This is a genomic window from Zymobacter sp. IVIA_12111.31 C1 (assembly GCF_047495495.1).
Taxonomy (GTDB): Bacteria; Pseudomonadota; Gammaproteobacteria; order Pseudomonadales; family Halomonadaceae; genus Zymobacter.
Map to the genome: position 1 here is coordinate 2001599 of NZ_CP179930.1, position 24626 is coordinate 2026224.

General features: G+C 53.7%; 20 protein-coding genes. 12 read left to right on the forward strand and 8 right to left on the reverse strand.

Annotated features, from left to right (window positions below):
* Window positions 1-28: 28 nt before the first annotated feature.
* Window positions 29-316 (reverse strand): putative quinol monooxygenase, encoded by a 288-nt coding sequence (locus tag ACMHYW_RS09145; RefSeq protein WP_027704961.1) that lies wholly within the window; start codon window positions 314-316, stop codon window positions 29-31.
* A gap of 87 nt (window positions 317-403) precedes the next feature.
* Window positions 404-1165: a tRNA-uridine aminocarboxypropyltransferase gene (locus tag ACMHYW_RS09150; RefSeq protein WP_414499666.1), complete on the reverse strand. Its 762-nt coding sequence runs from the start codon at window positions 1163-1165 to the stop codon at window positions 404-406.
* Between the two features lie 156 nt (window positions 1166-1321).
* On the opposite strand from ACMHYW_RS09150, the gene ACMHYW_RS09155 reads away from it, so the two are divergent.
* Window positions 1322-2098, forward strand: coding sequence for a pseudouridine synthase (locus ACMHYW_RS09155; protein ID WP_414499667.1), 777 nt, complete (start codon window positions 1322-1324; stop codon window positions 2096-2098).
* A 47-nt stretch (window positions 2099-2145) separates the two neighbouring features.
* Window positions 2146-3006 (forward strand): tRNA cyclic N6-threonylcarbamoyladenosine(37) synthase TcdA, encoded by an 861-nt coding sequence (gene tcdA / locus ACMHYW_RS09160; RefSeq protein ID WP_414499668.1) that lies wholly within the window; start codon window positions 2146-2148, stop codon window positions 3004-3006.
* A gap of 295 nt (window positions 3007-3301) precedes the next feature.
* Here the strand turns inward: tcdA and lptG are convergent, their stop codons facing one another.
* From lptG to ACMHYW_RS09175, 3 genes are all read right to left on the reverse strand, one after another.
* Window positions 3302-4366, reverse strand: a complete 1065-nt coding sequence (gene lptG / locus ACMHYW_RS09165; protein WP_414499669.1) for an LPS export ABC transporter permease LptG — start codon at window positions 4364-4366, stop codon at window positions 3302-3304.
* A complete protein-coding gene (gene lptF / locus ACMHYW_RS09170; protein WP_414499670.1) occupies window positions 4366-5442 on the reverse strand; it encodes an LPS export ABC transporter permease LptF in 1077 nt (358 codons plus the stop codon). The genes lptG and lptF overlap by 1 nt, the downstream gene beginning before the upstream one ends.
* A 744-nt stretch (window positions 5443-6186) precedes the next feature.
* The gene (locus ACMHYW_RS09175; protein ID WP_414499671.1) at window positions 6187-6480 is read right to left on the reverse strand and encodes a barstar family protein; all 294 of its coding nucleotides are present in this window, start codon (window positions 6478-6480) and stop codon (window positions 6187-6189) included.
* 426 nt (window positions 6481-6906) lie between these two features.
* On the opposite strand from ACMHYW_RS09175, the gene ACMHYW_RS09180 reads away from it, so the two are divergent.
* The 8 genes from ACMHYW_RS09180 (at window position 6907) to ACMHYW_RS09215 (ending at window position 18603) form a co-directional block, all read left to right on the forward strand.
* Window positions 6907-8379: a leucyl aminopeptidase gene (locus tag ACMHYW_RS09180; RefSeq protein WP_414499672.1), complete on the forward strand. Its 1473-nt coding sequence runs from the start codon at window positions 6907-6909 to the stop codon at window positions 8377-8379.
* Window positions 8380-8477: 98 nt separating this feature from the next.
* A complete protein-coding gene (locus ACMHYW_RS09185) occupies window positions 8478-9263 on the forward strand; it encodes a glucose 1-dehydrogenase (RefSeq protein ID WP_414499673.1) in 786 nt (261 codons plus the stop codon).
* A 120-nt stretch (window positions 9264-9383) separates the two neighbouring features.
* Window positions 9384-10148: an SDR family oxidoreductase gene (locus tag ACMHYW_RS09190; RefSeq protein ID WP_414499674.1), complete on the forward strand. Its 765-nt coding sequence runs from the start codon at window positions 9384-9386 to the stop codon at window positions 10146-10148.
* A gap of 86 nt (window positions 10149-10234) precedes the next feature.
* Entirely contained in the window at window positions 10235-10684 is a 450-nt protein-coding gene (locus ACMHYW_RS09195; RefSeq protein WP_414499675.1) for a DNA polymerase III subunit chi, read from the forward strand.
* Window positions 10685-10741: 57 nt separating this feature from the next.
* Window positions 10742-13957 carry a P-loop NTPase fold protein gene (locus ACMHYW_RS09200; protein WP_414499676.1) on the forward strand — a complete coding sequence of 1072 codons (3216 nt, stop codon included), beginning with the start codon at window positions 10742-10744 and terminating at the stop codon, window positions 13955-13957.
* A gap of 144 nt (window positions 13958-14101) precedes the next feature.
* Window positions 14102-16945, forward strand: coding sequence for a valine--tRNA ligase (locus tag ACMHYW_RS09205; protein ID WP_414501490.1), 2844 nt, complete (start codon window positions 14102-14104; stop codon window positions 16943-16945).
* Window positions 16946-17094: 149 nt separating this feature from the next.
* Window positions 17095-17814 (forward strand): phosphatase PAP2 family protein, encoded by a 720-nt coding sequence (locus tag ACMHYW_RS09210; protein ID WP_414499677.1) that lies wholly within the window; start codon window positions 17095-17097, stop codon window positions 17812-17814.
* A 72-nt stretch (window positions 17815-17886) separates the two neighbouring features.
* Window positions 17887-18603, forward strand: coding sequence for a phosphatase PAP2 family protein (locus tag ACMHYW_RS09215; protein ID WP_414499678.1), 717 nt, complete (start codon window positions 17887-17889; stop codon window positions 18601-18603).
* 191 nt (window positions 18604-18794) lie between these two features.
* Here the strand turns inward: ACMHYW_RS09215 and lysM are convergent, their stop codons facing one another.
* The 3 genes from lysM to ACMHYW_RS09230 form a co-directional block, all read right to left on the reverse strand.
* Window positions 18795-19262 (reverse strand): peptidoglycan-binding protein LysM, encoded by a 468-nt coding sequence (gene lysM / locus ACMHYW_RS09220; protein WP_414499679.1) that lies wholly within the window; start codon window positions 19260-19262, stop codon window positions 18795-18797.
* A 337-nt stretch (window positions 19263-19599) separates the two neighbouring features.
* Window positions 19600-20727, reverse strand: a complete 1128-nt coding sequence (cydB, locus tag ACMHYW_RS09225; protein ID WP_414499680.1) for a cytochrome d ubiquinol oxidase subunit II — start codon at window positions 20725-20727, stop codon at window positions 19600-19602.
* A 107-nt stretch (window positions 20728-20834) separates the two neighbouring features.
* Complete coding sequence (locus ACMHYW_RS09230) at window positions 20835-22388, reverse strand: cytochrome ubiquinol oxidase subunit I (protein ID WP_414501491.1); 1554 nt, start codon at window positions 22386-22388, stop codon at window positions 20835-20837.
* 475 nt (window positions 22389-22863) lie between these two features.
* Between ACMHYW_RS09230 and ACMHYW_RS09235 the strand changes: the two genes are divergently transcribed.
* Together ACMHYW_RS09235 and ACMHYW_RS09240 are read left to right on the forward strand one after the other, a co-directional pair.
* Window positions 22864-23472, forward strand: a complete 609-nt coding sequence (locus ACMHYW_RS09235) for an OmpW/AlkL family protein (RefSeq protein WP_414499681.1) — start codon at window positions 22864-22866, stop codon at window positions 23470-23472.
* 508 nt (window positions 23473-23980) lie between these two features.
* A complete protein-coding gene (locus ACMHYW_RS09240) occupies window positions 23981-24625 on the forward strand; it encodes an OmpW/AlkL family protein (protein ID WP_414499682.1) in 645 nt (214 codons plus the stop codon).
* Window position 24626 lies beyond the last annotated feature (1 nt).

Below are 24626 nucleotides of genomic sequence, written 5' to 3' on the forward strand. Positions count from 1 at the left end.
TATAGCTCATCGTGATGCGTAAGCGTGCTTACAGCAGGTTATCCAGCACTTTTACATCTAGCGATTCAAGCTTGCCTTCCAGGGCTTCGATCAGTGCTTTGAAGTGTTCCTGTTCCTGGTGGCGTTCCAGTGCATCGGCGTCGTTCCAACGTTCCAGCATGTAGTAGCAACGCTCGTTTTCCTGATCGTGATGCAGTGCATAGTCTTCGCAGCCATCGTCGATGCGGGACGGTGCAACAACTTTGCGCAGAGCTTCTTCAACCTGTGCTACGGATTCCGGTTTGGCCACGAATGTGGCAATGACTCCAACGGCCATATCTCTTCTCCTAACAATGAATGAAGTACTGATGAGTACTTAACCACCCGCATGCGGGCAACGTCCATGGTGAAGGGCTGATAGGAATCAGTCGACTTCGAATAAGGGGGCACTATCGCTGTCTGTGCGCTGCCATGCCAGTAGGCGCTGCATAGCCTCCGTCGGTGCTTGAAGGCGATGATGCACGCGACTGGCAGCATAGCAGTCGTTGAAGGTATCGAAATAATCATCCAGTAGCTGGCTGGCGTTTACATCGCCGGCCATCTTCAACAGCTCCGCAGCCACTTCAGCCGTGCAGAGGTGGCTCTCCGATGCCGGCGTGCGCAGCTTGTAGCGCGTCAATCGATCGGTGTGCAAAGGTAATATCGGCAGCGAAGCCAGATAAGCGCTCTGGCGGAACATACGACGCGCCTGTCGCCAAGTACCATCTAGGATGATGAAGACAGGTATCTGCTCCCCTTCCACCGTCGGCTGCCGCACAATTCGGTCAGCATAGTCGGGCTGATCGTCGGGAAAGATTAGGAAGGGCCGATAGCGATCCGACGCCAACAGTGCCAGTAACTCGTCATCTGGCTCGGTGCGTGACCATTGGAAGATGCGCGTACTCGGCAGCACGTCCTTGATCAGACGCCCGGTATTGGTGGGCTTGTAGGCTTCATGCGGGTGCATGATCAGCCAAACTTCGGCACGCGCCGTTGCCGTCACCTGATAAGGACACAGGCAGTTCAGACGTGGCAGCATGCAGGCGTCGCAGCGGTCAGCAAAGCTGCCGCGCGCACGAAAGAGTCTGCGTTCGATACCGTTTTCATCAATGAAGGTTGTAGCGTCGGAGCGATGCTTGCGACTCACGTCGATGTTTCCCTGAATGGCGCAATCGGATATTGGTTCGCCATTATGCAGGATGAAGCCCTCAAACATGAAGCCGCATTATAAAAGGTGGGGTCTCTTCATGCGCGCAGCGTTATCGGTATAATGCCGACTTTTCACGTGGGCGAGATGCCATCCATGTCTTCCGATTCTTCTTCTGTACCCATCCTTTATCAGGACGACGCGCTGGTCATCGTTTACAAGCCTGCGGGGGCGCTGGTGCATCGCAGCCCGCTGGCCGCGCATGCGACCCGCATTCTGATGACGGAACTGCGCGACCAGCTGGGCCAGTGGGTCTACCCGGTGCACCGCCTTGATCGCCCTACTGAAGGGGTGATGGTCTTCGCTCTATCGTCTGCGCACGCATCAACACTGTGCGAGGCGTTTGCTGAACATCGCGTGGAAAAGCGCTATCTAGCTATTGTGCGCGGCCATGCCCCAGAGACCTTGCGTATCGACCGCTCACTGCGAGAAGAAGACGGCAAGCGTCCGAAAGCGGAATGCCCCGCCATGCCCGCACAGACAGATATCACGCGTTTGGCGACGGCCTCACTGGATGTTGCCATCGACCGCTATCCGACGTCGCGCTATTCACTCGTGGAGGCTAGACCGTTGACGGGGCGTCGCCATCAGATTCGCCGCCACCTCAGCGGCATCGGTCACCCCATCATCGGTGATGCCAAGCACGGCAAAGGCGTTCACAACCGCTATTTCAAGAACACGTTCTTTGCCGAGTGGGAAGGCGATACTCGTCTGCTGCTGGCGTCCACGCATCTGTCTTTGCCTCACCCGGAAACAGGCAGGATGCTGACGGTATCGGCACCGCTTTCCAGCGACTTCGGCGCACTACTCGATCATCTGGGCTGGCAGGCCCATCAGCCCGTGACTCAAGTCACCATAGCGTCATCGCCTTAAGGCTTCCCGCTTCGGCTTGCTCCGCCCCATTCTCAGTATTCAGGACAATGCTCATGTCAGACCGCGATGCCATGACCTCGGCCACCGATGAACGGCCAGCGTATACCAGTGACGATGCCGACTTCCGCTTCGGCGGCATCCAGCGCCTCTACGGCCGCCAGAGCTTCGATGCGTTCACCCGTGCCCACGTCGTGGTTGTGGGCGTCGGCGGGGTCGGCAGCTGGACCGTAGAGGCGCTCGCCCGCAGCGGAGTCGGCACGCTAACGCTGATTGATCTCGATGATGCCTGCGTCTCCAACATCAACCGCCAGCTTCATGCGCTAGATGGCACGATCGGACGCCCCAAGGTGCAGATCCTTGCCGAGCGAGCCCGCCTTATCAACCCGGGGATGCGCATCAACACCGTAGAAGGATTCGTCACACCCACCAATATCGACGAACGCATTCCTGCCGATGCCGATCACGTTGTCGATGCCATTGACAGCGTCATCGCCAAGACAGAGCTGATTGCATGGTGCAAGCGGCGCAAGATCGGCCTGACTGTCACGGGTGGCGCGGGAGGCCTCATCGACCCAACCCGCGTGGAGATTCGCGACCTGACCCGCACCGAGCATGACCCGTTGCTGGCCAAGGTGCGCGCCCGCCTGCGCCGCGAACATGGCTATAGCCGCAACATCAAGCGTCGCTTCGGTATCAGTTGCGTCTGCTCAACCGAACAACGCCGCTATCCCGACATGACCGGCGCGGTCTGCATGCAGAAGCCCGGCGCGGGTAATGCCACGCGGATGGACTGCGCGGCAGGTTACGGCGCAGCCACCTTCCTGACCGGTACATTCGGCTTTGTTGCTGCGGCCCATGTCATGGAATGCCTCGAACGGCGTGCGCAGCGCTCGAACGCGCCAGAATGATGCCGTGCGTGACGCGCGGCCGTGACGACTATCGGCAGCGGTATCACCGATAGCTGTCGGCAAAAACCGGTACGCGCAAAACCAGCAAGCGAAAAAAAGAAGGCCCGCGTCGGTGATCGACACGGGCCTTCTTCCATCCAGTACCTATTAAGCACAGCGGTGGGCGCTGTTCATACAGTGAGTGTCAAGCAGCGCGCCACTGCGCGCAATCCTTCTCGAAAGCGCCATCGTTCAAAGCGCTGACTTCAACAAACATCTTGATGAACATGCACACCAAAGCAACGCCCTGTGCCCGCTAACCGCGCTTACGCAGCAGCATGATACCGAGCAGCCAGCAGGCAATGATCGGCGCCAGTACGGCCCATAGCGGCGAAAAGTGGAACAGTACGGACGACGGTGCCAGCAGGTCCTGGGTATATTTGAAGATCAGCCCCGCTACAATGCCGTAGAAGATGCGCGTACCGGCCGCGACCGTCCGTAGCGGCCCGAATACGAATGATGCCGCTACCAGCAGCAAGCCGGCCAACGCCAGCGGCTGCAGTGCCTTCTGCCAGAAGTTCAGCCATGCCGAATGGCTGTCGGTACCTTGATCGTCCATATAGCGACCATAGCGCCACAGATCACCGATCGACTGGGTTTCGGGGTCCATCAGCACCAGGGTAAGAAACTCTGGCGAGAAGGCCGTATCCCAGCGAGCGCTGTCTGCGCTGTTCGTTTGCACCTGTTGCTCACTCAGATGCGTTTCCTTGACGGCATGCAATGTCCACTGCTGCTGTGCGGCATCCCAGCTGGCCGAGTCCGCATGCGTCACGGAAGTTAACGTGTGGCCATTGAAGACGAAGCGCGTGACGTCCAATACCGTATTGTCGGAGCGAATCGTGCCGAAGCGGTAGATATCGCCGCCTTCGGTCTGCCAGCCGCCGCTCTGTGACATAGCCCCAATGCCTTTGAGTCGCTCAAGGCGATAGGCGGTAGCGCTCTGCTCCGAGAGAGGCACCACCCATTCACCGATCGCCATCGTGATGCCAATCACCAGTAGCAGCGGTTTCATCGCACCCCATACGATGCGTGTCAGCGATCGGCCCGCAGCACGGATCGCCGTCAGCTCATTGCTGGACGCCATGCCACCTAGCCCCAGCAGCCCCCCCAGCAGAACGCCAACGGGGATGTAGCCATAGAAGCGCCACGGCAGACGCATCGCCTGATAGGCCAGCATCTGCAACGGGCCGTAATCCTTGCTGGCATCCCCCAGTTCGTTAATGAAACTGAGCAGGAAATCCAGCGACAGCAGCGTGACCTGTACGATCAACATCGCCCACAGCACATTGCGGGCGATATAGCGGTCAAAACGGTCAAACATCAGCGGGCTCCCTTATGACCGAACGTACGTTTCACCAGCCAGATACCCAAGATCAAAAATCCCAAGTGAATAGGCCACATGCCAACATCGGCAGGCCAACGGCTGTTGCCGATCAGGCTCTTGGCCGTCAGCAGCAAGCTGAGATAAGCAATGTGCAGGATGATCGCGGGCAGAATACGACCGAAGCGACCATGGCGCGGATCCACCTTCGACAGCGACATCGCCAGCAGGGTCAGTATCGGCACCATGATCGCCAGCGACCAGCGCCACTGCAGCTCTGCACGCATCTTACGGTCATGACTGCCCCACAGCTGAGCGGAAGGCATCGCATCCATTTCGCTCACTTCCAGCGCTTGTAGGTTGTCCTCAATCTTCGTCGAGTAGCTGGCGAAGGTCAGGCGTTCGGCATCCATACGCCCTGCTTCAACGCTATAGCGCTCGCCACTGTCCAATACCAAGTAGCGCACGCCCGTCTTCTCATCGCGCACCTGATAGGCGTGATCGGCCTTGATGACCACCTCGGCCGGTGCACCCTTGGTACGCTGCGGCTCGGACACGAAAATATCATTGAGCTGGCTGTTGCCGTGGCTCATGCTGGCGGCATATACCGTGCGCCCCCCCACGTTCTGGAAGCGACCAGCGGACAGTATGCTGAAATCAGCGTGCTGCTGCTGTTCGAACAGGGCTTCAGAAATCTGCTGCTTGCCGAGCGGTCCCAGCCACAGGCTGCACAGCGCGACGATAACGGCCACAACGGCACCGGGCCACAGCGATACGCGCAGCACCTTCATCGGACTAACGCCGCAGGCCCGCAGCACGGTCATCTCACTGTTCATATACAACTGACCGTAGGCCAGCAGAATGCCCAGGAAAAACGCCAGCGGCAGTATCAGCTCTAGAAAGCCTGGCATCTGGTACATCACCAGACGACCGACCAACCCCAGCGGCAGCTCGCCCGACGCGGCGGCTGACATATAACGAATGATGCGACTGCCCATAATGACCAATAGCAGTACCACCGCTACGGCCAGCATCGTCAGTACGATCTCGCGGATAAGATAACGAAAGACAACCACGCGCTCGTTTCTCCCTAATCCCCACTGTCTGCCCGGACTCCTGAGCAAGACCCGTTTTCATCAGTGCGGAACATGTTCATAAAACCGGCCGCTCGCATCCCTTATCGAACAGGAAATGCGCGTATCGACACCGACATTGACGTCTTTCACCCTAGACGCAGTACGTGCCTTTCAGCAACAAACGGCTAAATTCATTGAATTTGACGGCACTTCAACACTCGCTGAATCACCATGTCATCGCGGTGCGCGAAGCATGGTACTGGAATGCCGCACACGTTGCGATGCTGGCAGCATCAAGCACGGCAACCCGCCATCGTAACAGATGCACGCAGGAATGCCCCTAACGAGGAAGAGCGATATACCATTGAAAGCAGTCACGCAGCGCATACAGAAGGCCGCTCATTCGCCGCCGCTACGGATACCCTATGTGACTGCGGCATTAGCATTTGGTTTAGAAAGGATAAGGCAATATTGCACGCCGTGCCTCGCCGGTGCAGGCCCGCACATGTTGATGTCAGATTCTGTGCCATATGAGTAAGGTCATCATATGCTCCTCGCCCTCTTGCTCATCACCTTTTTATCACCGTATCCAAGGCGCTTTTTCTTAGAGAGTGTTTCATAACCTGAGTGATTGCTTTTGCCCGTTCTAAAATAGACGTTTTCTACCGCAATTTATGGTTTGAAGCCCCTTCAATGACAGGGGTATCGGAGGTATGAAACATGCTCTTATTACTTACCCCAGTATTACTCCAGCGAAAACGTAAAACGCTCGCCCTCTGGGCAGAAGCGTTCATCATCCCTCTTGATCTGCTCCATTAAAGCAACCAGCCGGTCGAAATCACGCCCCAGTACGTTTTTTGAAACAGCATGGTCCTTCCAAACGATATGAATGGGGCGTTCTAGGTCGTACCCTAGGCGATCAAGAAAAGCGTGGTAGTTGTAGCCATAACCCACGCCAAAATCTATCTGGCTAGCCACTTGCACATAAACGTCCTTCTCTTTTTCGATGGTCTTGCCTTCGATGATAGCCACGCTCATGTCATCTCCCTTTTCTTCCTTCATTATTAATGATTAGCGTGCCATTTACGCACTCTTGCATGGCGGTATATCACGATACGTCGTCGTAACCGACAGCACCTTTACGCCATACAACAGCGGGTATGTTCGTGCCAATGCCCGCACCGCTTACTCATCGGTGTCGCGTACCGTTCACTTCGCTTCACGATGTGGCGATCAAGCGCATCCGATACAGCCATATGCCACGCGTTCATTAGCCGTTTATCTCGGGGTGCCGCACGCGTTGGATAAATGCTAAGGTTTATTCAATGACAATCGTCCCCATCTAAGATCCTAACGGCCGCTGAGAGCACCGTCACTGCGCCGAGTCTGCGTCATTGGCGCACCACCCTAGAGTCACTGTCTCGGGCCACTCTCGTCACCCTCTACGATTCATCGGAGCTTTCTATGCTTTTCACCACGGTTACCGCTCTTGATCAGTCAGCGCTGGACTGCTTGATCCTGCCCGTTTTTGATACCGATACACCGTCTTCTCTCGCACAGGAACTCGACAGTGCTACTGATGGCCGTCTGCTGGCGCCTATCGCGCGGGGCGATTTCAAAGCCAAGCCGGGCAAGACCCTGCTGCGCAGCGATCTGTCCGGTCTGTCGCTAACTCACGTACTGCTGGTAGGCGCAGGCAAACCGGACGCGTTTTCAATGGACGCCCTGCAGAAGCTGCTAAGCGCCGCTTTTGCTGCCGTGTCCGAACTGTCGGCAAAACGTGTTGGGATCGCCAGTGAAGGGCTAACCAATGCCAAACTGGATACCGAAAGCGTTGCTCGTGCCGTAGCGGAACATGCGCTGCGCGCGACCTATCGCTTCACTGCCTGCAAGACGGGCGATCAACCCAAGGTCGCGCTCGAGTCCGTAGCCTTGATCGCTAGCGCGGATGCCAAGGCCGCTGCCGAACACGGGCTGTCCGTGGGTAATGCGTACGGCGAAGGCATCAACTTCGCCCGCGAACTGGCCAACCTGCCGGGCAACATCTGCACGCCCGCCTATCTTGCCGACCAAGCACAGTCGCTGGCCGCCGATAGCGCGCTGACCACCACCGTTCTGGGTGAAGAGCAACTGCGCGAACTGGGCGCTGGCGCGCTACTGGCCGTGGGTCAGGGTAGCGAGCAGGAATCGCGCCTGATCGTGATGGAATACCGCGGCGGTGCCGAAAGCGACGCACCGCACGTACTGGTCGGCAAAGGCATCACCTTCGATACGGGTGGCATCTCACTCAAACCGGGTGCCGACATGGACGAGATGCGCTACGACATGGGCGGTGCGGCCAGCGTACTGGGAACATTCAAGGCTCTGTTGGCACTAAAACCGCGCATCAATGTGGTGGGTATCATCGCAACGGCTGAAAATATGCCGGACGGCAAGGCCCTTAAACCGGGCGATATCATCACCACGCTCAATGGCATGACCGTCGAGGTGCTGAACACCGATGCGGAAGGCCGCTTGGTGCTGTGCGATGCGCTTGCCTATGCCGAACGCTTTGCGCCCGCCAGTGTTGTCGACATTGCCACGCTGACGGGCGCCTGCATCATTGCGCTGGGCGACCACGCTTCCGGTCTGTACGCCAACGATGACGCACTGGCCCAGTCGCTGCGCAATGCAGCCGACGCCAGCTGGGATCGCGTCTGGCAGATGCCGCTGTGGGACGACTATCAGTCTCAGTTGGACTCTAACTTCGCCGACATCGCCAATATCGGCGGCCGTAAGGGCGGCTCCATCACAGCAGCCTGCTTCCTGTCTCGCTTTGCCAAATATCCGTGGGCGCATTTGGATGTCGCGGGCACGGCTTGGCACGGCAAGCAAGGGGCAACGGGACGTCCGGTCGGCCTGCTGACCCGCTATCTGCTGCAACAGGCCAACGCCTGAGCGACCTGAGCCTACCCGGATGTCAGGGTAGGTCTCTATTTCATTGACGAGCGCTGTTCGGCTCCGGCTGAACAGCGTGCATTTCAGGAGAAACCGACATGGCGGTCGTTCTCGACAACGAACCCGCAGCGCCACGTGACACTCCCGTGTTGCTCGTGACCGGCGGTGGACGCGGTATCGGTGCCGCTACGGCACGACTGGCCGCTCAACGTGGCTACCGCGTCGTGTTCAGCTATCGTCAGGATGAAGTTTCTGCGCAGCGTGTGCTGGAAGACATTCAGCGCGACGGCGGCGATGCCATCGCCGTGCAGGCCGATATGGCCGACGAGCAGCAGATCATCGCCCTGTTCGACGCCGCGATGGCGCAGTACGAACGGCTGGACGTGCTGATCAACAATGCGGGTATTGTGGACACCGCCATGCCGCTGCGCGAGATGAGCGCGCAACGTATTCAGCGCATGATGACCATCAATGTGGTGGGCGTCATGCTGTGCTGCCGAGAAGCAGTCAAACGAATGTCGACCCGCAGTGGCGGGCACGGTGGCGCCATCGTCAATGTCGGTTCCGCCGCCGCACACCGTGGCAGCCCGAACGAATACGTCGACTACGCCGCCTCTAAGGGGGCTATCGACAGTCTGACGGAAGGATTATCCAAGGAATTGGCCGCCGACGGCATCCGCGTCAATACCGTACGCCCCGGCGTCATCGACACACTGATTCATGTAGAAGGTGGACGCCCCGACAAGGCACGCCAGGCGGAAGGACGCATTCCTATGGGACGCGCAGGACAGCCTGAGGAAATCGCCCATGCGCTGCTGTGGCTGGCTTCAAGCGAAGCCTCGTTCACTACCGGCGCAATACTGGACGTAGACGGCGGCGTTTGAGCCGCCTGCCAAACAGTTCATACGGGCATGTTTCATCACTGCGATTGCCCGCAGCGGCGGTGCTTGCCGTTCCTCCATCCTTACCACGCACGAATTCCTACTATAAAACAGGAGCCAGAGATGACTGACACTACTCGCAAGGTCATGCTGATCACCGGCGGCAGCCGCGGCATCGGTGCTGCCACTGCTCGTATCGCCGCCGAACGCGGCTACCTAGTGGCCTTCAGCTACCGCAGCAACCAACAGGAAGCCGACCGCGTATTGGCCGATCTGCTGCGCATCAACGGCCCGGATTCTGCACTGGCACTGCAGGCCGACGTCAGCGTCGAAGCCGATGTGATCGGTATGGTGCAGAAGACGGTCGAGCACTTCGGTCGTCTCGACGTTTTGGTCAACAGCGCCGGTATCGTCGATCAGGTCGCACGCATCGACGAGATGAGCGGTGAACGTCTCGAACGCATGTTGCGCATCAACTCCTTCGGCACCATGATCTGCATCCGCGAAGCCGTGAAGCACATGGCGACGCGCCACGGTGGTCATGGCGGTGCCATCGTCAACGTCGGTTCCATCGCCTCCAAGCTGGGCTGTGAGAACGAATTTGTCGACTATGCTGCTTCCAAGGGCGCGATCGACAGCCTGACCGAAGGCCTGTCAAAAGAGCTGGGCCCTGATCGGATCCGTATCAATACGGTACGACCGGGCGTCATCGCCACCGACATTCATGCCAGCGGCGGTAACGGCGAAAAAGTGGCCGAAGCAGCCAACTTCACCCCGTTGGGCCGTGCTGGCCGCCCGGAAGAAGTGGCCTACGGCATTCTATGGCTGGCCTCCGATGAAGCCTCCTTCGTGACCGGTGCCCTGCTCGATATCGACGGCGGCGTGTAAGTCACGTATCCTGCGCGCTGCTTTCCTGAGGGAAGCAGCGCCTCCTTCTCTCATGGCCCATCATTCACGCAGCGGCAGCCCCTTCCATGACAAACGTCGACTTCTACATCCTGTCCGATACCACTGCGGATGCCCGCACAGCGTTTGCCTGCCGTCTCGTCGATACCATCCTGCACAAGCAGTACCGCGTGCATATCCACGTTGACGATGCCGATACCGCCAGCCTGATCGACGAACAGCTGTGGCAGTTTCGTCCTGACAGCTATGTACCGCATATGCGTCTGGATGCCCCAATCGAACCACAGCCGCCCGTCACTATCGGCCACGGTGATGAAGCACCGGAACCTGGTATCGACGTACTGCTCAACCTTGCACTCGATATTCCTGACTGGTTTTCACGCTTCGACCGCGTCGCCGAAATCATCTGTCAGCGTCAGGACATCCTCAATGCCAAGCGCGAGTGCTGGCAGACCTATAAGAAGCGCGGCTACCCCGTGAAGAGCCACGATATGCGCAAGCCCATTATAAGCGACTAAGCTAACTCTAGAATTCAACCATATTAACCGGAAATATATTTAAACAGGAAAACACTCTTGACTAAACATAAAATAAGTAAGTTTCAATTAGAAGCACCATCCACCAATGATTCTTTTGAAGGTGCTGGACATGAGAGCGCTGCCGATGGCATAAAACATATAATAAAAAACTTTGAAGAAATAGATTTAATAGGACTGGAAGGTTGCTTCGGGTCGGGGAAAAGCACTATAATAAAAATACTTGAAAAAAAACTAGAAGATGAACAAGAGAACTACCACTTTATATATTTCGATATTGATCAACATCACCACTCATCTACAAAAGCCGCCTTTATAGAAAACTTTGCTAATGAAATATCATTAATATCACCTAAAAATCAAAAAAATATAAACGATATAAAAAATAGAGCATTAGGAAACACACTTCAGTATGATAAGAACATAAGTAGCTCTATAAGCTTTTTAGCAGTAGCATATATTATTTCATACATACTAACAGTAAAAAACATAGATAAGTCTTTCACCTATTTATTTGAATGGTTATTTTGTTTTAGAGATCAATGCAGCAGTTCAGACTTTGATATACATAAATTTATAACAGTAATATCAACTACATCACCTTTACTTATATGGCTTTTTGCATCTTTATTTACAGAAGGTAAAAATATTTCTCCAGCTGACGTCTTGAAAAAGAATACGAAAGATACCATAAATGAGACATTCAGTGTTACCAGAGAGGTAGGCAGCATTGAGTTAAAAAAAGCTTTTAATTCGTTTATAGACCTCGTACCTAATAATGAAAAAATAATACTGATCATAGATAATATTGATCGAGTTGAAAAAGGCAAAGTCCAAGAAATCTGGAGTGATATCGACATTTTCGCATCAACAGGAAGTAAAAACCTAAAAATAATTCTTCCTTATTCAGAATATCACGTCGCAAAAGCAATGAATCCAGACAACATAAATGAAGGAAAAGAATATATATCCAAACGTCTTCCTATTGTTTTTAGATCCCCCCCCATAGTATCCGCAGGGTGGGCTAATCAATTTCAAAAATACTGGGAAGAAACAATCGAAAATTTAACAGAGTCCAATGCATGCGTAAAGCTAATAGAAATATGGAAAGATCCAACCAAAGATGTAACGCCGCGCTTTTTAAAGCGTCATATAAATGACATAGCATGTATAATAACATGCCATAGCCAAGAAATATCTCCTATTTGCTGTAGCGCATACTTACTTTCTATTAAAGGCACATCTGAACCCAATATAAGTTTAGAAGACCTACTTTCTATCACTGAAAATAAAGAAGAAACTGATGACCGGACACTAATAAAGTTAACTCAGAATATTTTAAACGAGAGCATGAATAAAGAACAGTGGACCACACAAATTGCCTGCATCCACTACCAAACAAACGAAAATATTGCTAAAAGTGAGTTAATTTATTTTCCAATGAATAAAGCAATAAGCAGTCTTGATATAAGTCGTATTTTTTCTCTCTCTAGTATCTATGGTTTTGATTTTTTCTTCAGTAAAGCTATAAGTGAAACATCTCCATTAAAAATCACTGAACTTTTATCAAAAAAAGGTTCATTAAGTGACGAAGAATATAAGATTTTTGTCGAAAAATGGCTGCCTATAACAAATATTAAAATAAATGATATCTCAAGTTTAGAGTATAATGAAGACTACATGGAAGCAGTGCAAATACTCAAAGAAAGAGACTTTGATCCAAATTTAAATATTGCCCAAATAATATTTAATAAAATAGATAACGATAGCAAAGAAGACAAGATTAAAAAAGATACATACAATGATAAAATAATTGAACTTCATATGTGCTCTAAATTATTAAAAAAAAGCCCTTTTATATTAAGAGAACCAAATGCAAATGTATTTTCTCGTCATTTGTGGCCACTTAAAGAAAAATTAGAAGAGTGGCATATAAAAGGAATAAATTTCGCTCCTGATGACAAATTAGATTTACTAAAAGCAGCATGCGAAGAATACGAAACTGGTCGAAAAAACAATGATTTTTTCCTGTGGTTTATGGAAAGTTATAGGCTAGGAGAAATTGTAACGCCTGATGATACAGCAGTATTTTTCCCCAACACCCCTTCCGAGACACTAATAACGTTCTCTCCATACATCATACCTTTTGAACACAACTGGGAAAATAAAATAAACGCAAATGAACTATTGAATAAAATTTTGTCCATCAACAATGACGAAAATTCCGATTGGATATGTCTAGAAATACTCAGAAGAACAATAAAAAATAACTTAAATGAAATGTTCAGTATAAATAATAGATACGACTCAGCTGCAGCACATATAGCTGAAATGATAAAAGAAAACCCTACCATATTGGATAAGCTTTGGAAATATTTAGTATTATCAAATAATTTTGACTTAATAACAAACAATCTAGAGCACGACTTTATAAAAAACTCAGTTAAAAACATAATAAAACACAAAAAGGTGCATAGATTAAATATAGAAAACGTAATAAAAAAAGAAAAATACGAAATCTTGTCAGAAATTTTCAATGATGACCCCTCACCTCTAATCAACTTTGTATTTGGGTGGGAACAACACATTCCCAATTTATTTGACCAAGAAGATAACTTTCTTATCATTTCAGACATATTAAATTCAAATAATGAACAAGCAAAAAATAAAATAACAAGTGATCTTACTCAAAAAATTCGCGATACCGATTGGTGTAAAGATTTTATTTTGAGACCATCAGATAACACAAAAAAGGCAATTGAAACAATAAGGAAAAAACAAAAACATATAGAAAAATCAACAAAAATAGTTGACATCATGTCAAATATAATAAAAGAGATGAGCGAAGAAGATGCGAAATCTTACGATAACTTAGACTGGCATGAAACTATATTTAGTGTTCTATTAGATGAGGACAAAGTTAGCATAAAAAATCGCTTAGAAAGAGCGTTAAGATTAAATGATATAAGTAACAATAAAAAACAGTCTATTATTAGAAATAATCACACAATAATAAGACTACCATCCATATCAGAAGAGCTTACTATAGAAAATTATATAACATTGCTAGAAGACACAACTGATAAAGTCATATTGAAGTGGTATGATGAGCAAGAATGGGATATAAAAAAATGGCCGAGAAAAAAAGTAAACGAACTACAAGATGCCGTAAATAGAAAAGACGAGATATTCCCTTTAGATAAACTAAAAAACAAACTTAGCATTGATAAAGATACAAAACAGAAATTTAAATAATCATTTGTAATAATTATCTATGCGGAAGAGTAAGGTTTGAAAGATCATGATAGCTTTAAAACCCTGTGCGAAACGACCAACCGGCGTTATAATTCCCCATCTTTCGTTTTTTGCTGACCGGACGAGCTGCCCTACATGGAACAGATGGACAAGACGTATCACCCCGACCGTATCGAAACCCGTTGGTATCAGAAGTGGGAAGCAGACAACTGCTTCGCCCCCAGCGGTTCCGGCACCCCCTACTCCATCATGATCCCGCCGCCCAACGTGACGGGCAGTCTGCACATGGGGCATGCCTTCCAAGATACCCTGATGGACACCCTGATCCGCTGGAAGCGCATGCAGGGCCATAACACCCTGTGGCAGATCGGTACCGACCACGCGGGTATCGCCACCCAGATGCTGGTTGAGCGCAAGCTGGCCAACGAAACCGGCCAGACACGCCACGACCTCGGCCGCGAAGCGTTCACCGATAAGATCTGGGAATGGAAGAACGAGTCCGGCGGCAACATTACTCGTCAGCTGCGCCGTCTGGGCGCCAGCCTCGACTGGTCACGCGAATGCTTCACGATGGACGACAACTTCAGCCGCGCCGTCAAAGAAGTATTCGTACGCCTGTATGAAGAAGACCTGATCTATCGCGGCAAGCGTCTGGTCAACTGGGACCCGGCACTACTGACCGCTATCTCCGATCTGGAAGTGGAAAACGTCGACGAGCAAGGGTCCATGTGGTACCTGCGCTACCCGCTGGCCGACGGCGAGAAAACTGCTGATGGCAAGGATTACGTCGTCATCGCGACGACGCGTCCGGAAACCGTGCTGGGTGACACCTTTATTGCGGTCAACCCCGAAGACGAACGCTACCAGCACTTGGTCGGCAAGGATGTCATCCTGCCGATCCTGAATCGCCGCATCCCGATCGTCGCTGACGATTACGTTGAGCGCGAGTTCGGGACAGGCTGCATGAAAATGACGCCCGCGCACGACTTCAACGACTACGAAGCCGGCAAACGCAACGACAGCGTCCTGATCAACATCATGACGCCGCAGGCCACTATCCGTGAAGAAGCGGAAGTCTTCGGCTACGACAACCGTCCGTCCGATCGTTTCGATGGCAAGATGCCAAGCGACTACGTCGGCCTGACCCGCGAAGACGCACGCAAGAAAGTCGTTGCCGACTTCGACGCGCTGGGTCTGCTTGAGAAGATCGAACCGCATGCGCTGAAGGTACCGCGTGGCGACCGTTCGGGTGTCATCATCGAGCCGATGCTGACCGACCAATGGTTCGTGGCCGTCGAAACGCTGGCCAAGCCGGCCATCGAAGCGGTTGAAAATGGCGATATCCAGTTCGTACCGAAGAACTACGAAAACATGTACTTCGCTTGGATGCGCGATCTGCAGGACTGGTGTATCTCTCGCCAGCTGTGGTGGGGCCACCGCATTCCGGCGTGGTTCGATGCCGACGGCAACATCTATGTGGCACGCGATGAAGAGGAAGTCCGCAGCAAGTACGGCCTGAGCGCCGACGTTGCACTGCATCAGGACAACGACGTACTCGACACTTGGTTCAGCTCCGCGCTGTGGACGTTCGGCACGCTGGGCTGGCCGGAACAAACGCCTGAACTGGCCACGTTCCATCCGTCCAGCACGCTGGTCACCGGCTTCGATATTATCTTCTTCTGGGTCGCACGCATGATCATGATGACCCTGAAGTTCACGGGTCAGGTGCCGTTCAAGACGGTCTATGTGCACGGTCTGGTACGCGACGGTCAAGGTCAGAAGATGTCGAAGTCGAAGGGCAACGTGCTCGACCCGATCGACCTGATCGACGGCATCGACCTCGACACGCTGGTCGACAAACGTACCGGCAACATGATGCAGCCACAGAAAGCCAAGGCGATCGCCAAGGCCACGCGCAAAGAATTCCCAGAAGGCATTGAGTCCCACGGGACAGACGCGCTGCGCTACACCTTCCTGTCTCAGGCGACGACTGGCCGCGACATCAAGTTCGACATGGGTCGTCTGGACGGCTACCGCAACTTCTGCAACAAGCTGTGGAACGCTGCCCGCTACGTACTTTCCAATACGGAAGGTCAGGACTGTGGTCAGCACGGTGAAGATGTCGAGCTGACCCTGGCGGACCGCTTCATCATCGCTCGCCTGCAGCAGACCGAGCAAGAAGTGACCCGCGCGCTCGACACCTACCGTTTCGACTTGGCTTCCCATGCCCTGTACGAATTCGTGTGGAACGAATACTGCGACTGGTATCTTGAGCTGTCCAAACCGGTACTGTGGGACGAAACCGCTCCGGCAGCACGTCTGCGCGGTACGCGTCGTACGCTGGTTCGTGTACTGGAAACCATCCTGCGCATGGCGCACCCGATGATTCCGTTCATCACCGAAGAAATCTGGCAGCGCGTTGCACCGCTGACAGGCCAGGTTATGGACGAACACACCACCATCATGAACCAGCCGTGGCCGACAGCGGATGCCGCGCTACTCGATGAACAGGCCATCGCTGATATCGAATGGCTAAAACAGGTCATCGTGGCTATCCGTAACATCCGCGGCGAAATGAACATCGCCCCAGGCAAGGCGCTGCCGATCTTCATGGCGCGTGGTGATGACGAAGACCGTCGTCGCACAGCGGAAAACGAGCGTGTACTGCTGAAACTCGCCAAGCTGGAAGACATCACGTTCCGTGATGCCGACACCATACCGGCCACGGCCATGCAGAACGTCGGTGGTCTGGAAGTGCATGTCCCACTGGCCGGCCTGATCGACAAGGATGCCGAACTGGCGCGCCTTGCGAAACAGCGCGAACAGCACCAGAAAGTCATCGACGGCATCGAACGCAAGCTTTCCAACGAAAGCTTCGTGGCCAAGGCCCCGGCTGCCGTCGTCGACAAGGAACGTGCACGTCTTGAGGAAGCTAAAGCAGCCATCGTGCTGCTGGACGAACAGCAGGAACGTCTAGCAAGCCTCTAATCTCACGCCCCCTTGCTGTATCGAACGCCACACCTACGGGTGTGGCGTTTTTCCATTCATTAACGGGCCATTTATAAAACACTGTTTCTCGACTACCGTCTGGATTACACTTCCGGCCTTCAATCACTACTTTCATTCAGGACTCTGGTATGGAGTTTCGCTATATCGTGCCGTTCAACCTGCTTGGCCTTTTGCTGCTGGGTAGCTGGCTGGCACCTGTCACATCACCCTTCTGGGACACTCTGGACAACGCTGTCTTCTGGCACCTCAATGCGTGGGTGACACCAGACCATCCGCTGTTCGTCCATCTGCTCAGCCTTGCCAGCGTCCGCCTGTTCGATTCGTTCATTCTGGGCACCATGATGGTGCTGTTTCTTATCTGTGCACTGTGCGACCGACGCGCAAAAGGCCAGCGGATTGCCAAGTGGCTGTCCGCCGGAATCCTGATGCTGGCCGTTGCGGGCATTGCCACGCTGTTGATCCATGACGTCATGACCTACGAGCGGGCCAGCCCGACCGTCTTCCACCCAGAAGCACACATGCTTCACACGCTGACACACCTGCCGGTCAAGGACAGCGCGCCTGACAGCTTCCCGGGCGATCACGGTGTGATGGCGATGATCTTTGCCGCTTTCATGCTGCGCTTTGCCCCGCGTGCAGGCGGTATCGCCGCCGTCATTCTGGCCCTTATCATCACGGCACCACGCCTGATGGCAGGCGCCCACTGGTTCAGCGATGTCTATATGGGATCACTGACCATGACGCTGCTGATGACGCCGTGGGTGCTATTTTCTCCGCTGCCAGCACTGCTGCAGCGCTGGTTTTCCCCGCACATCAATGCGCTGTGGCAGCGTCTCTTTTCGCGCTAGACATCCGTTTGAATTTCGTATGCTGACGTTTCCGCATTTCTTTCGCTTACTTGATACGAGTCGACCTTCCTAATGACCACGATACGCAAGATCCTGTTGCTCAACGTGATCGGCCTGCTGATCCTGTTTTCCTGGTGGCAGACCGCCGCACCGATCTGGCCGTGGCTGGACAGCCATATCTTCTGGGGCTTCAACCACACACTGACGACAGAGCCCTCGCCGTGGGTCAACCTGCTGGGCGTACTCAACTGTCGCTATTTCGACTTGGCAACGTTCTGTGCCCTCGGGCTGGTACTGTGGATTCAGGTATTGAATGAATCCCATCCTCAGCGCTATCGCCGCTGGGCCGTCATCACCTTCATCATGATGATGTCGATGTTGGTTATTGCTCTGCTGACACACCTGCAGCCTTACCACCATGCCAGCCCGACCATCGAATACGCCAAGCAAGGCCTGAACCCGCTGTCAGTGGAACAGATCGTTCACTTTGATACCAAATCAGAGTCAAGCAGCAGCTTCCCGGGCGACCATGGTTTGGTCATGATGATCTTTGCCGCCTTCATGCTGCGCTTCGGCACCCGTGGTTTCGGCCTCGCCAGCGTTATCCTTGTCATTCTGCTGTCGTTCCCCCGCATTATGGTCGGCGCGCACTGGTTCGAAGACGTCTATATGGGATCGCTGTCGATCGCACTGATCATACTGCCGTGGTTACTGATGACGCGCCCGATCGTCAAGGTAGGTGATATGCTGATGCGCGTACTGTTTGCTGGCAAAATTGACCATCACTAAGCCACGACTCACCTCGCACTGATACTGCACGGCGAGGGGCACACTCAGGCAGCAAGGCCACACGTTCATCATGTTGCCCTGAAGACAAAAAAGCCACGCGAGTACTCGCGTGGCTTTTTCATTTAACGATGAGCAGCGCCCCAACGGCCAGCGATCACACGACGGCAGGGGCACGTACCTTGCTGCGTAACTTACTCGGGAATGCGCAGCGTCTGTCCCGGATAGATCTTGTCAGGATGGCTCAGCATTGGACGGTTGGCTTCGAAAATGTCCGTATAGCGGTTGCCCTGCCCTTTGCCATAGACACCCTCAGCGATCTTCCACAGCGTGTCGCCTTCCTTGACCGTATAGAAGCGCGGTTCTGCAGCGCCTTGCTGAGTGGCTTCAACCTTCAGATTATCGGTGTTGACGCGTGCCACACCGTGGGCGTTACCGACAGCCATCACGACCTTCTCGAGCGTTGCCTGATCCGCTACGCTGCCGCTCAGAGTGACCTGATCACCCTCAATGGCAATCTGCACGTTCTGCGAACCCAACTGATATTTATCCAGCTCCTGCTTGAGCGCTTCTGCAGAAGGCCCTTGCACTTCGCCTGCCTGCGCTTCCGTTGCGCCCGTCAGTTTCTTGCCCACTGATTTCACGAAATCAAAGAATCCCATTCCACATCTCCTTGTGTGAGGACCACTGCAAATACCGAGGCGATCGCGATGACCAGCGCTCGCCTGCGCTTATCTGTCAGTGTAGCCGTGATACAGAAATGCTCCAGCCAGGGCACCTGGACTGGAGCATTCATGACAGCGGGAAAGTGCTGTTCTATCAGTGAACGTCTTCACCGGCCGCAACGGCACGGCGCTCGTTCAGCTTAGCAACGCTCACCGTGGCCAGCGTAAAGACGCCGATACAGCAGATCCAGATCAAATAGCACATAAGGATACCTGTTCTATAAAGGCCCGATGGTCAGCCACAAACTGCCCGCTAACCATCGGAAACGACCCATTAATAAAGGGAGTGGCTCTCTTCGTTGATATGCTCAACGGTGATACGACGCCACATTTTGACGTAGCACCACGTGGTGTAGGCCAGAATAATCGGGGTCATCACCAGTGCCACCCAGAACATGATCGATAGCGTCAGCGCACTGGAAGTGGCATCCCACAGCGTCAGGCTTGCCGACGGCATCAGACTAGACGGCATGACAAACGGGAACATCACCACGCCCGCTGTCGCAATTACACCCGCCAACATCAGTCCACTGGTCACGAATGCCAGACCTGCACGTTGACGACGAGCCAGCCCCATGGTCAGGCTCATCGCAACCAACGCTACCGCCGGTGCAATCCACACCCAACCCGGGGCACCTTCCAGCCAGCCCTTGGTCACGACCGTCTTATGCGTCAGCTGCAGGATGCCGCTCTTATCACCGATCTCGGCCAACTGGTAGCCCATTCCGGTCGATGCCATCCATACGCCCGCGATTAAGAACAGTACGATCAGCAGCGGCGTCAACCACAGCACCAGACAGCGCGCACGATCGGCGACCGCCTGATCAGCGCGCGCCATCAGCCATACCCCCCCGTGAATCGACAGCATGATCACGGAAATCACACCGCACAGCAGCGCGAACGGATTCAACAACCCAAACAGGTTGCCATAGTAGTGAGCACGCATCAGCGTATCGACTTCGAACGGCACGCCCTGCAGCAGGTTACCGAAGGCCACCCCGAACACCAGCGAAGGCACGAAGCTGCCGACCCAGATCAGTCGGTCCCAGTTGTTGCGCCAGCGCGTAGATTCAATCTTAGAACGATAGTCAAAACCTACTGGGCGGAAGAACAGACCGAACAGCACCAATAGAATCGCGAAGTAGAAGCCGGAAAACGCGATGGAGTACACCAGCGGCCATGCGGCGAACAGTGCCCCGCCCGCCGTAATTAGCCAGACCTGGTTGCCATCCCAGTGGGGGGCAATGGTATTGATGACCACGCGACGTTCCTGGTCGGTCTTGCCTACGATTGGCATGACCATGGCCGTACCCATATCCATGCCGTCTGCGATGGCCCATCCGATCAGCAGTACGCCGACCAGCACCCACCAGACCAGCTTCAGGAATTCATAGTCGAGCATGAAAGGTTCCCTTGATGGAGAGCTTCGGCTTTCCGAAGCTTGAATATCCTGTTGTGCCTGACCCGCCGCCATTGAAGGCGGCGGCCTCAGGCCTCCCTATCCGCTTATCACGCCGCCTTTTCGAAATGATAGCGGCCGGTGTGCAGTGAAGACGGTCCTTTGCAAGCGAACTTCACCATCAGCCACACTTCGACGATCAGCAGCGCCGTATAGAAAAGGAAGAAGCAAGCCAGTGAAATGACAAGATCCCATACCGTCAGACTGGACGCAGCCTGGAACGTCGGTAGGATACCGCCGATGGCCCACGGCTGACGCCCATACTCAGCCACGAACCAGCCTGTTTCAACGGCAATCCACGGCAGCGGAATAGCCAGCAGGCACAGCATAAGGAAGCGCGGATACTGCTGGAAACGCTGCTTAAAGGTGATCCACAGGGCACCCAGCATGACCAAGAACATCAGTACGCCACACAGCACCATGATGCGGAAGCTGAAGAACAGCGGCAGTGAGTTCGGGATACTGTCCTTGGCCGCCAGCGAAATCTGCTCCGGCGTTGCGTTCACGACATCCTGCGTATAGCGCTGCAGCAGCATGCCATAGCCGATATCAGCCGCATGCTGATCGAAGATCGCCCGCGTTTCGACAGTGGCATCGCCGCTACGCATTTTGATCAGAGCATCCAGCCCCTTGGCACCGGACACAATGCGCGCTTCGTTATCGCTGACAATGTCACGCAGCCCTTTCACTTCCGTATCCAGAGAGCGCGTTGCGATCAACCCCATCACGTATGGAATTTTCAGCGCGTACTCGGTCTCTTGCTTTTCTTGGTTCGGAATACCGAACACCGTGAAAGCTGCCGGAGCCTTCTCGGTATGCCACTCTCCTTCGATGGCCGCCAGCTTGTACGGCTGCGCGTCTTTGAGTTCATAGCCCGACTCATCGCCGAACATCATGACACCCAGTACGGCACAGGTACCGAATACTGCCGCCATGGAGAAAGAACGCTTGGCAAACGCTACATCGCGGTTCTTCAACAGATACCAGGCGCTGATCCCCAGCACGAAGATGGCCCCTGTCACATAGCCCGCCATAGCCGTGTGCACGAATTTGACCTGCGCGACCGGGTTCAGAAGCACATCAAGGAAGTTGGTCATCTCCATGCGCATGGTGTCAGGGTTGAAATGAGCCCCGACCGGGTTCTGCATCCAACCATTAGCGACCAGAATCCACAGCGCAGAGAAGTTCGATCCCAGTGCCACCAGCCATGTCACCGTAAGATGCTGGTACTTGCTGAGACGATCCCAGCCGAAGAAGAACAGCCCAACGAACGTGGATTCTAGGAAGAACGCCACCAGACCTTCAATGGCCAGCGGAGCACCGAAGATATCGCCTACATAGTGAGAGTAGTACGACCAGTTGGTGCCGAACTGAAATTCCATGGTCAGACCCGTTGTGACGCCAAGCGCAAAGTTGATACCGAACAACTTGCCCCAGAAACGAGTCATATCACGGTAGATCTGCTTGCCCGTGACCACATAGGTGGTCTCCATGATGGCCAACAGCACGGCCAGTCCCAGCGTCAGCGGAACGAACAAAAAGTGATAGAGTGCCGTTGCCGCGAATTGCCATCGCGACAGCGCCACCAGTGTTTCGGATATCATGTCGAGGCCTTGATAGTGGATGGAGACGTGATTGGGATAAAAATCGGTAAGGGATATCGGCATTTTGCGAAGTTTGCTTGAACAAACCCACGCAAAACAGGCGGGAATCATTTTTCCCCACCCTTGCGGTAGGAAAAACATGACAAATTGTCGCACCAATGTGACACAATCGCGCAGGCTTGGCAGAACAGTATCAGGTCGATCTGTTGCGTCGATAGATATTTTTCATGAAGAAGACTGAACTTTTTCCACAATTCGGCATGACAAATCGAACGCTGTTTTCTATAGTGGCCGTATGTGTTGGATATGGCGTTTATATTTGCCATGTCGTGTGCGTCCGCCGAAAGCCTTAATCAGCTGGCGCATACAGACACAAAACGCTATCTTCCTAGCTAGCGTGTGCTGTTGGATACGCTATGCACGTATCTCTATATGAAAGGGATGGGCATCAATGCCCTGGGGCAAGGAGAAAACCATGAAATCCGTTAATGTACTGGCAGCCGCTATCCTCGCTGGCTCAGCAGTCATCGGTACTCAGCAGGCAATGGCCTACACTGCTGGCGACCTGTACTTCCGTGGCGACTTCACTCGCACGAACACGACTGGTAAAGGTGAAGCGAAAAACGGCACCTCTTCCACTCGTCTGGACCTCGGTACTGACCGCAGCTCTTCTGCTGCCCTCGGTTGGGTAGTTGCTGACAAGTTCGGCTTCGAATTCAACAGCTCTACCGAATCTCTGCGTCTGGGCAACGGTGCTAAAGGCGACAGCGCCAATGGCTCCAAATACCATCCGTACACCCTGGTAGCTAACTGGTTCCCGCTCGGCGGCACTGGCGCACAGGTTCAGCCGTACGTAGGTATCGGTGCTAGCTACTACGCGTTCTCCAACCGCGCTGCAGACAACCTGCCGAAAGACAAATGGGCTCCGACCGCTCAGGCAGGCGTTGACTTCTTCCTGACCAAATGGCTGGCCGTCAACGGTTACGTTCAGTATTCTCGCCTGCGCGTTGATACTGAAAACGACGCCTCCGAATACAAGATCGACCCGCTTACCGTTGGTGCTGGTCTGACCTTCCGCTTCTAATCATTATCGCTGCTGCAACAGCGATACGGTCTGAAGTGTCAAAAGCGCTGCCTTCGGGTGGCGCTTTTGTATATTGAGACGCTGCCCGGCGATAAGGGTTCCATCATTCCCTCTATCGACCGCTTCTGGCTTCTCTGCATGGGCCATAACGCTCGATAGCCTCACTTATGACTATGTCATTCGATGGCACTATGCTGCCATTCCCACTGCCGTGACTTTTCTTTAAATACCCTTACATTCCATCATCACTTTTTCCTATTGTGCGTGCATCGCGCCTTTTTCTATTTCGCTTCACCGCTCTCACTCCCCTTGGCATAGGCCCTGCGCAGAATGTGACGCAACGTAACGCAATGAAAAGCGACTACAAAAACGTCGCATGCGACATTGAGCCGCATGACAAACGGGAACACGATGCGGTTAAAGTGGTCGCCGACACGACAAGCGCGCCGATAGCCTTGTCACACAGTGGACGGCTCCACTGTGCCTACTCAATCAGGGAATCCCCTTCATGATGAAACGTTCCGCCCTTGCCTTGACCGCAACGGCTGCGCTGTGCAGCTTTTCTTCTGCCGTTTTCGCCTATGGTGCCGAAGACTTTTGGGTACGCGCAGGTGCCGTTCGCGTTCAGCCGACCGGCAGCGACAACCATCTGAACGGTAACGACATCAAGATCGACAACAAGCAGACGGGGGCCGCCTTCACCGTAGGCTATCGCTTTACCGATACGTTCGGCGTCGAACTGCTGGGCGCGCCAGAAAGCTTCAAGCATGACGTAATGCTGAACGGCGAAAAAGGCGCTGTCGTCGACCTGCTGCCGCCGACACTAACGGCACAGTACTACCCGCTGGGCGGCACTGATTCCCAAGTTCAGCCGTACATCGGTGCGGGCGTCAACTACACCCGCTTCACCAACACCCACGTTGGCGACACCGAATATCCAAAACTCGTGATGGAACACACGTGGGGCTATGCTCTGCAGGCTGGCATCGACTTCAACATCAGCGAGCACTGGGGCGCCAACCTTGGTGTGTGGTACATGGACATTGATGCCAAATCCCACCTTGAAGACAAAAATGGCGCCACGATCGGCAGCGAAACCACCCTACACATCGATCCTATCGTCAGCATGGCAGGCATCACCTATCGCTTCTAAT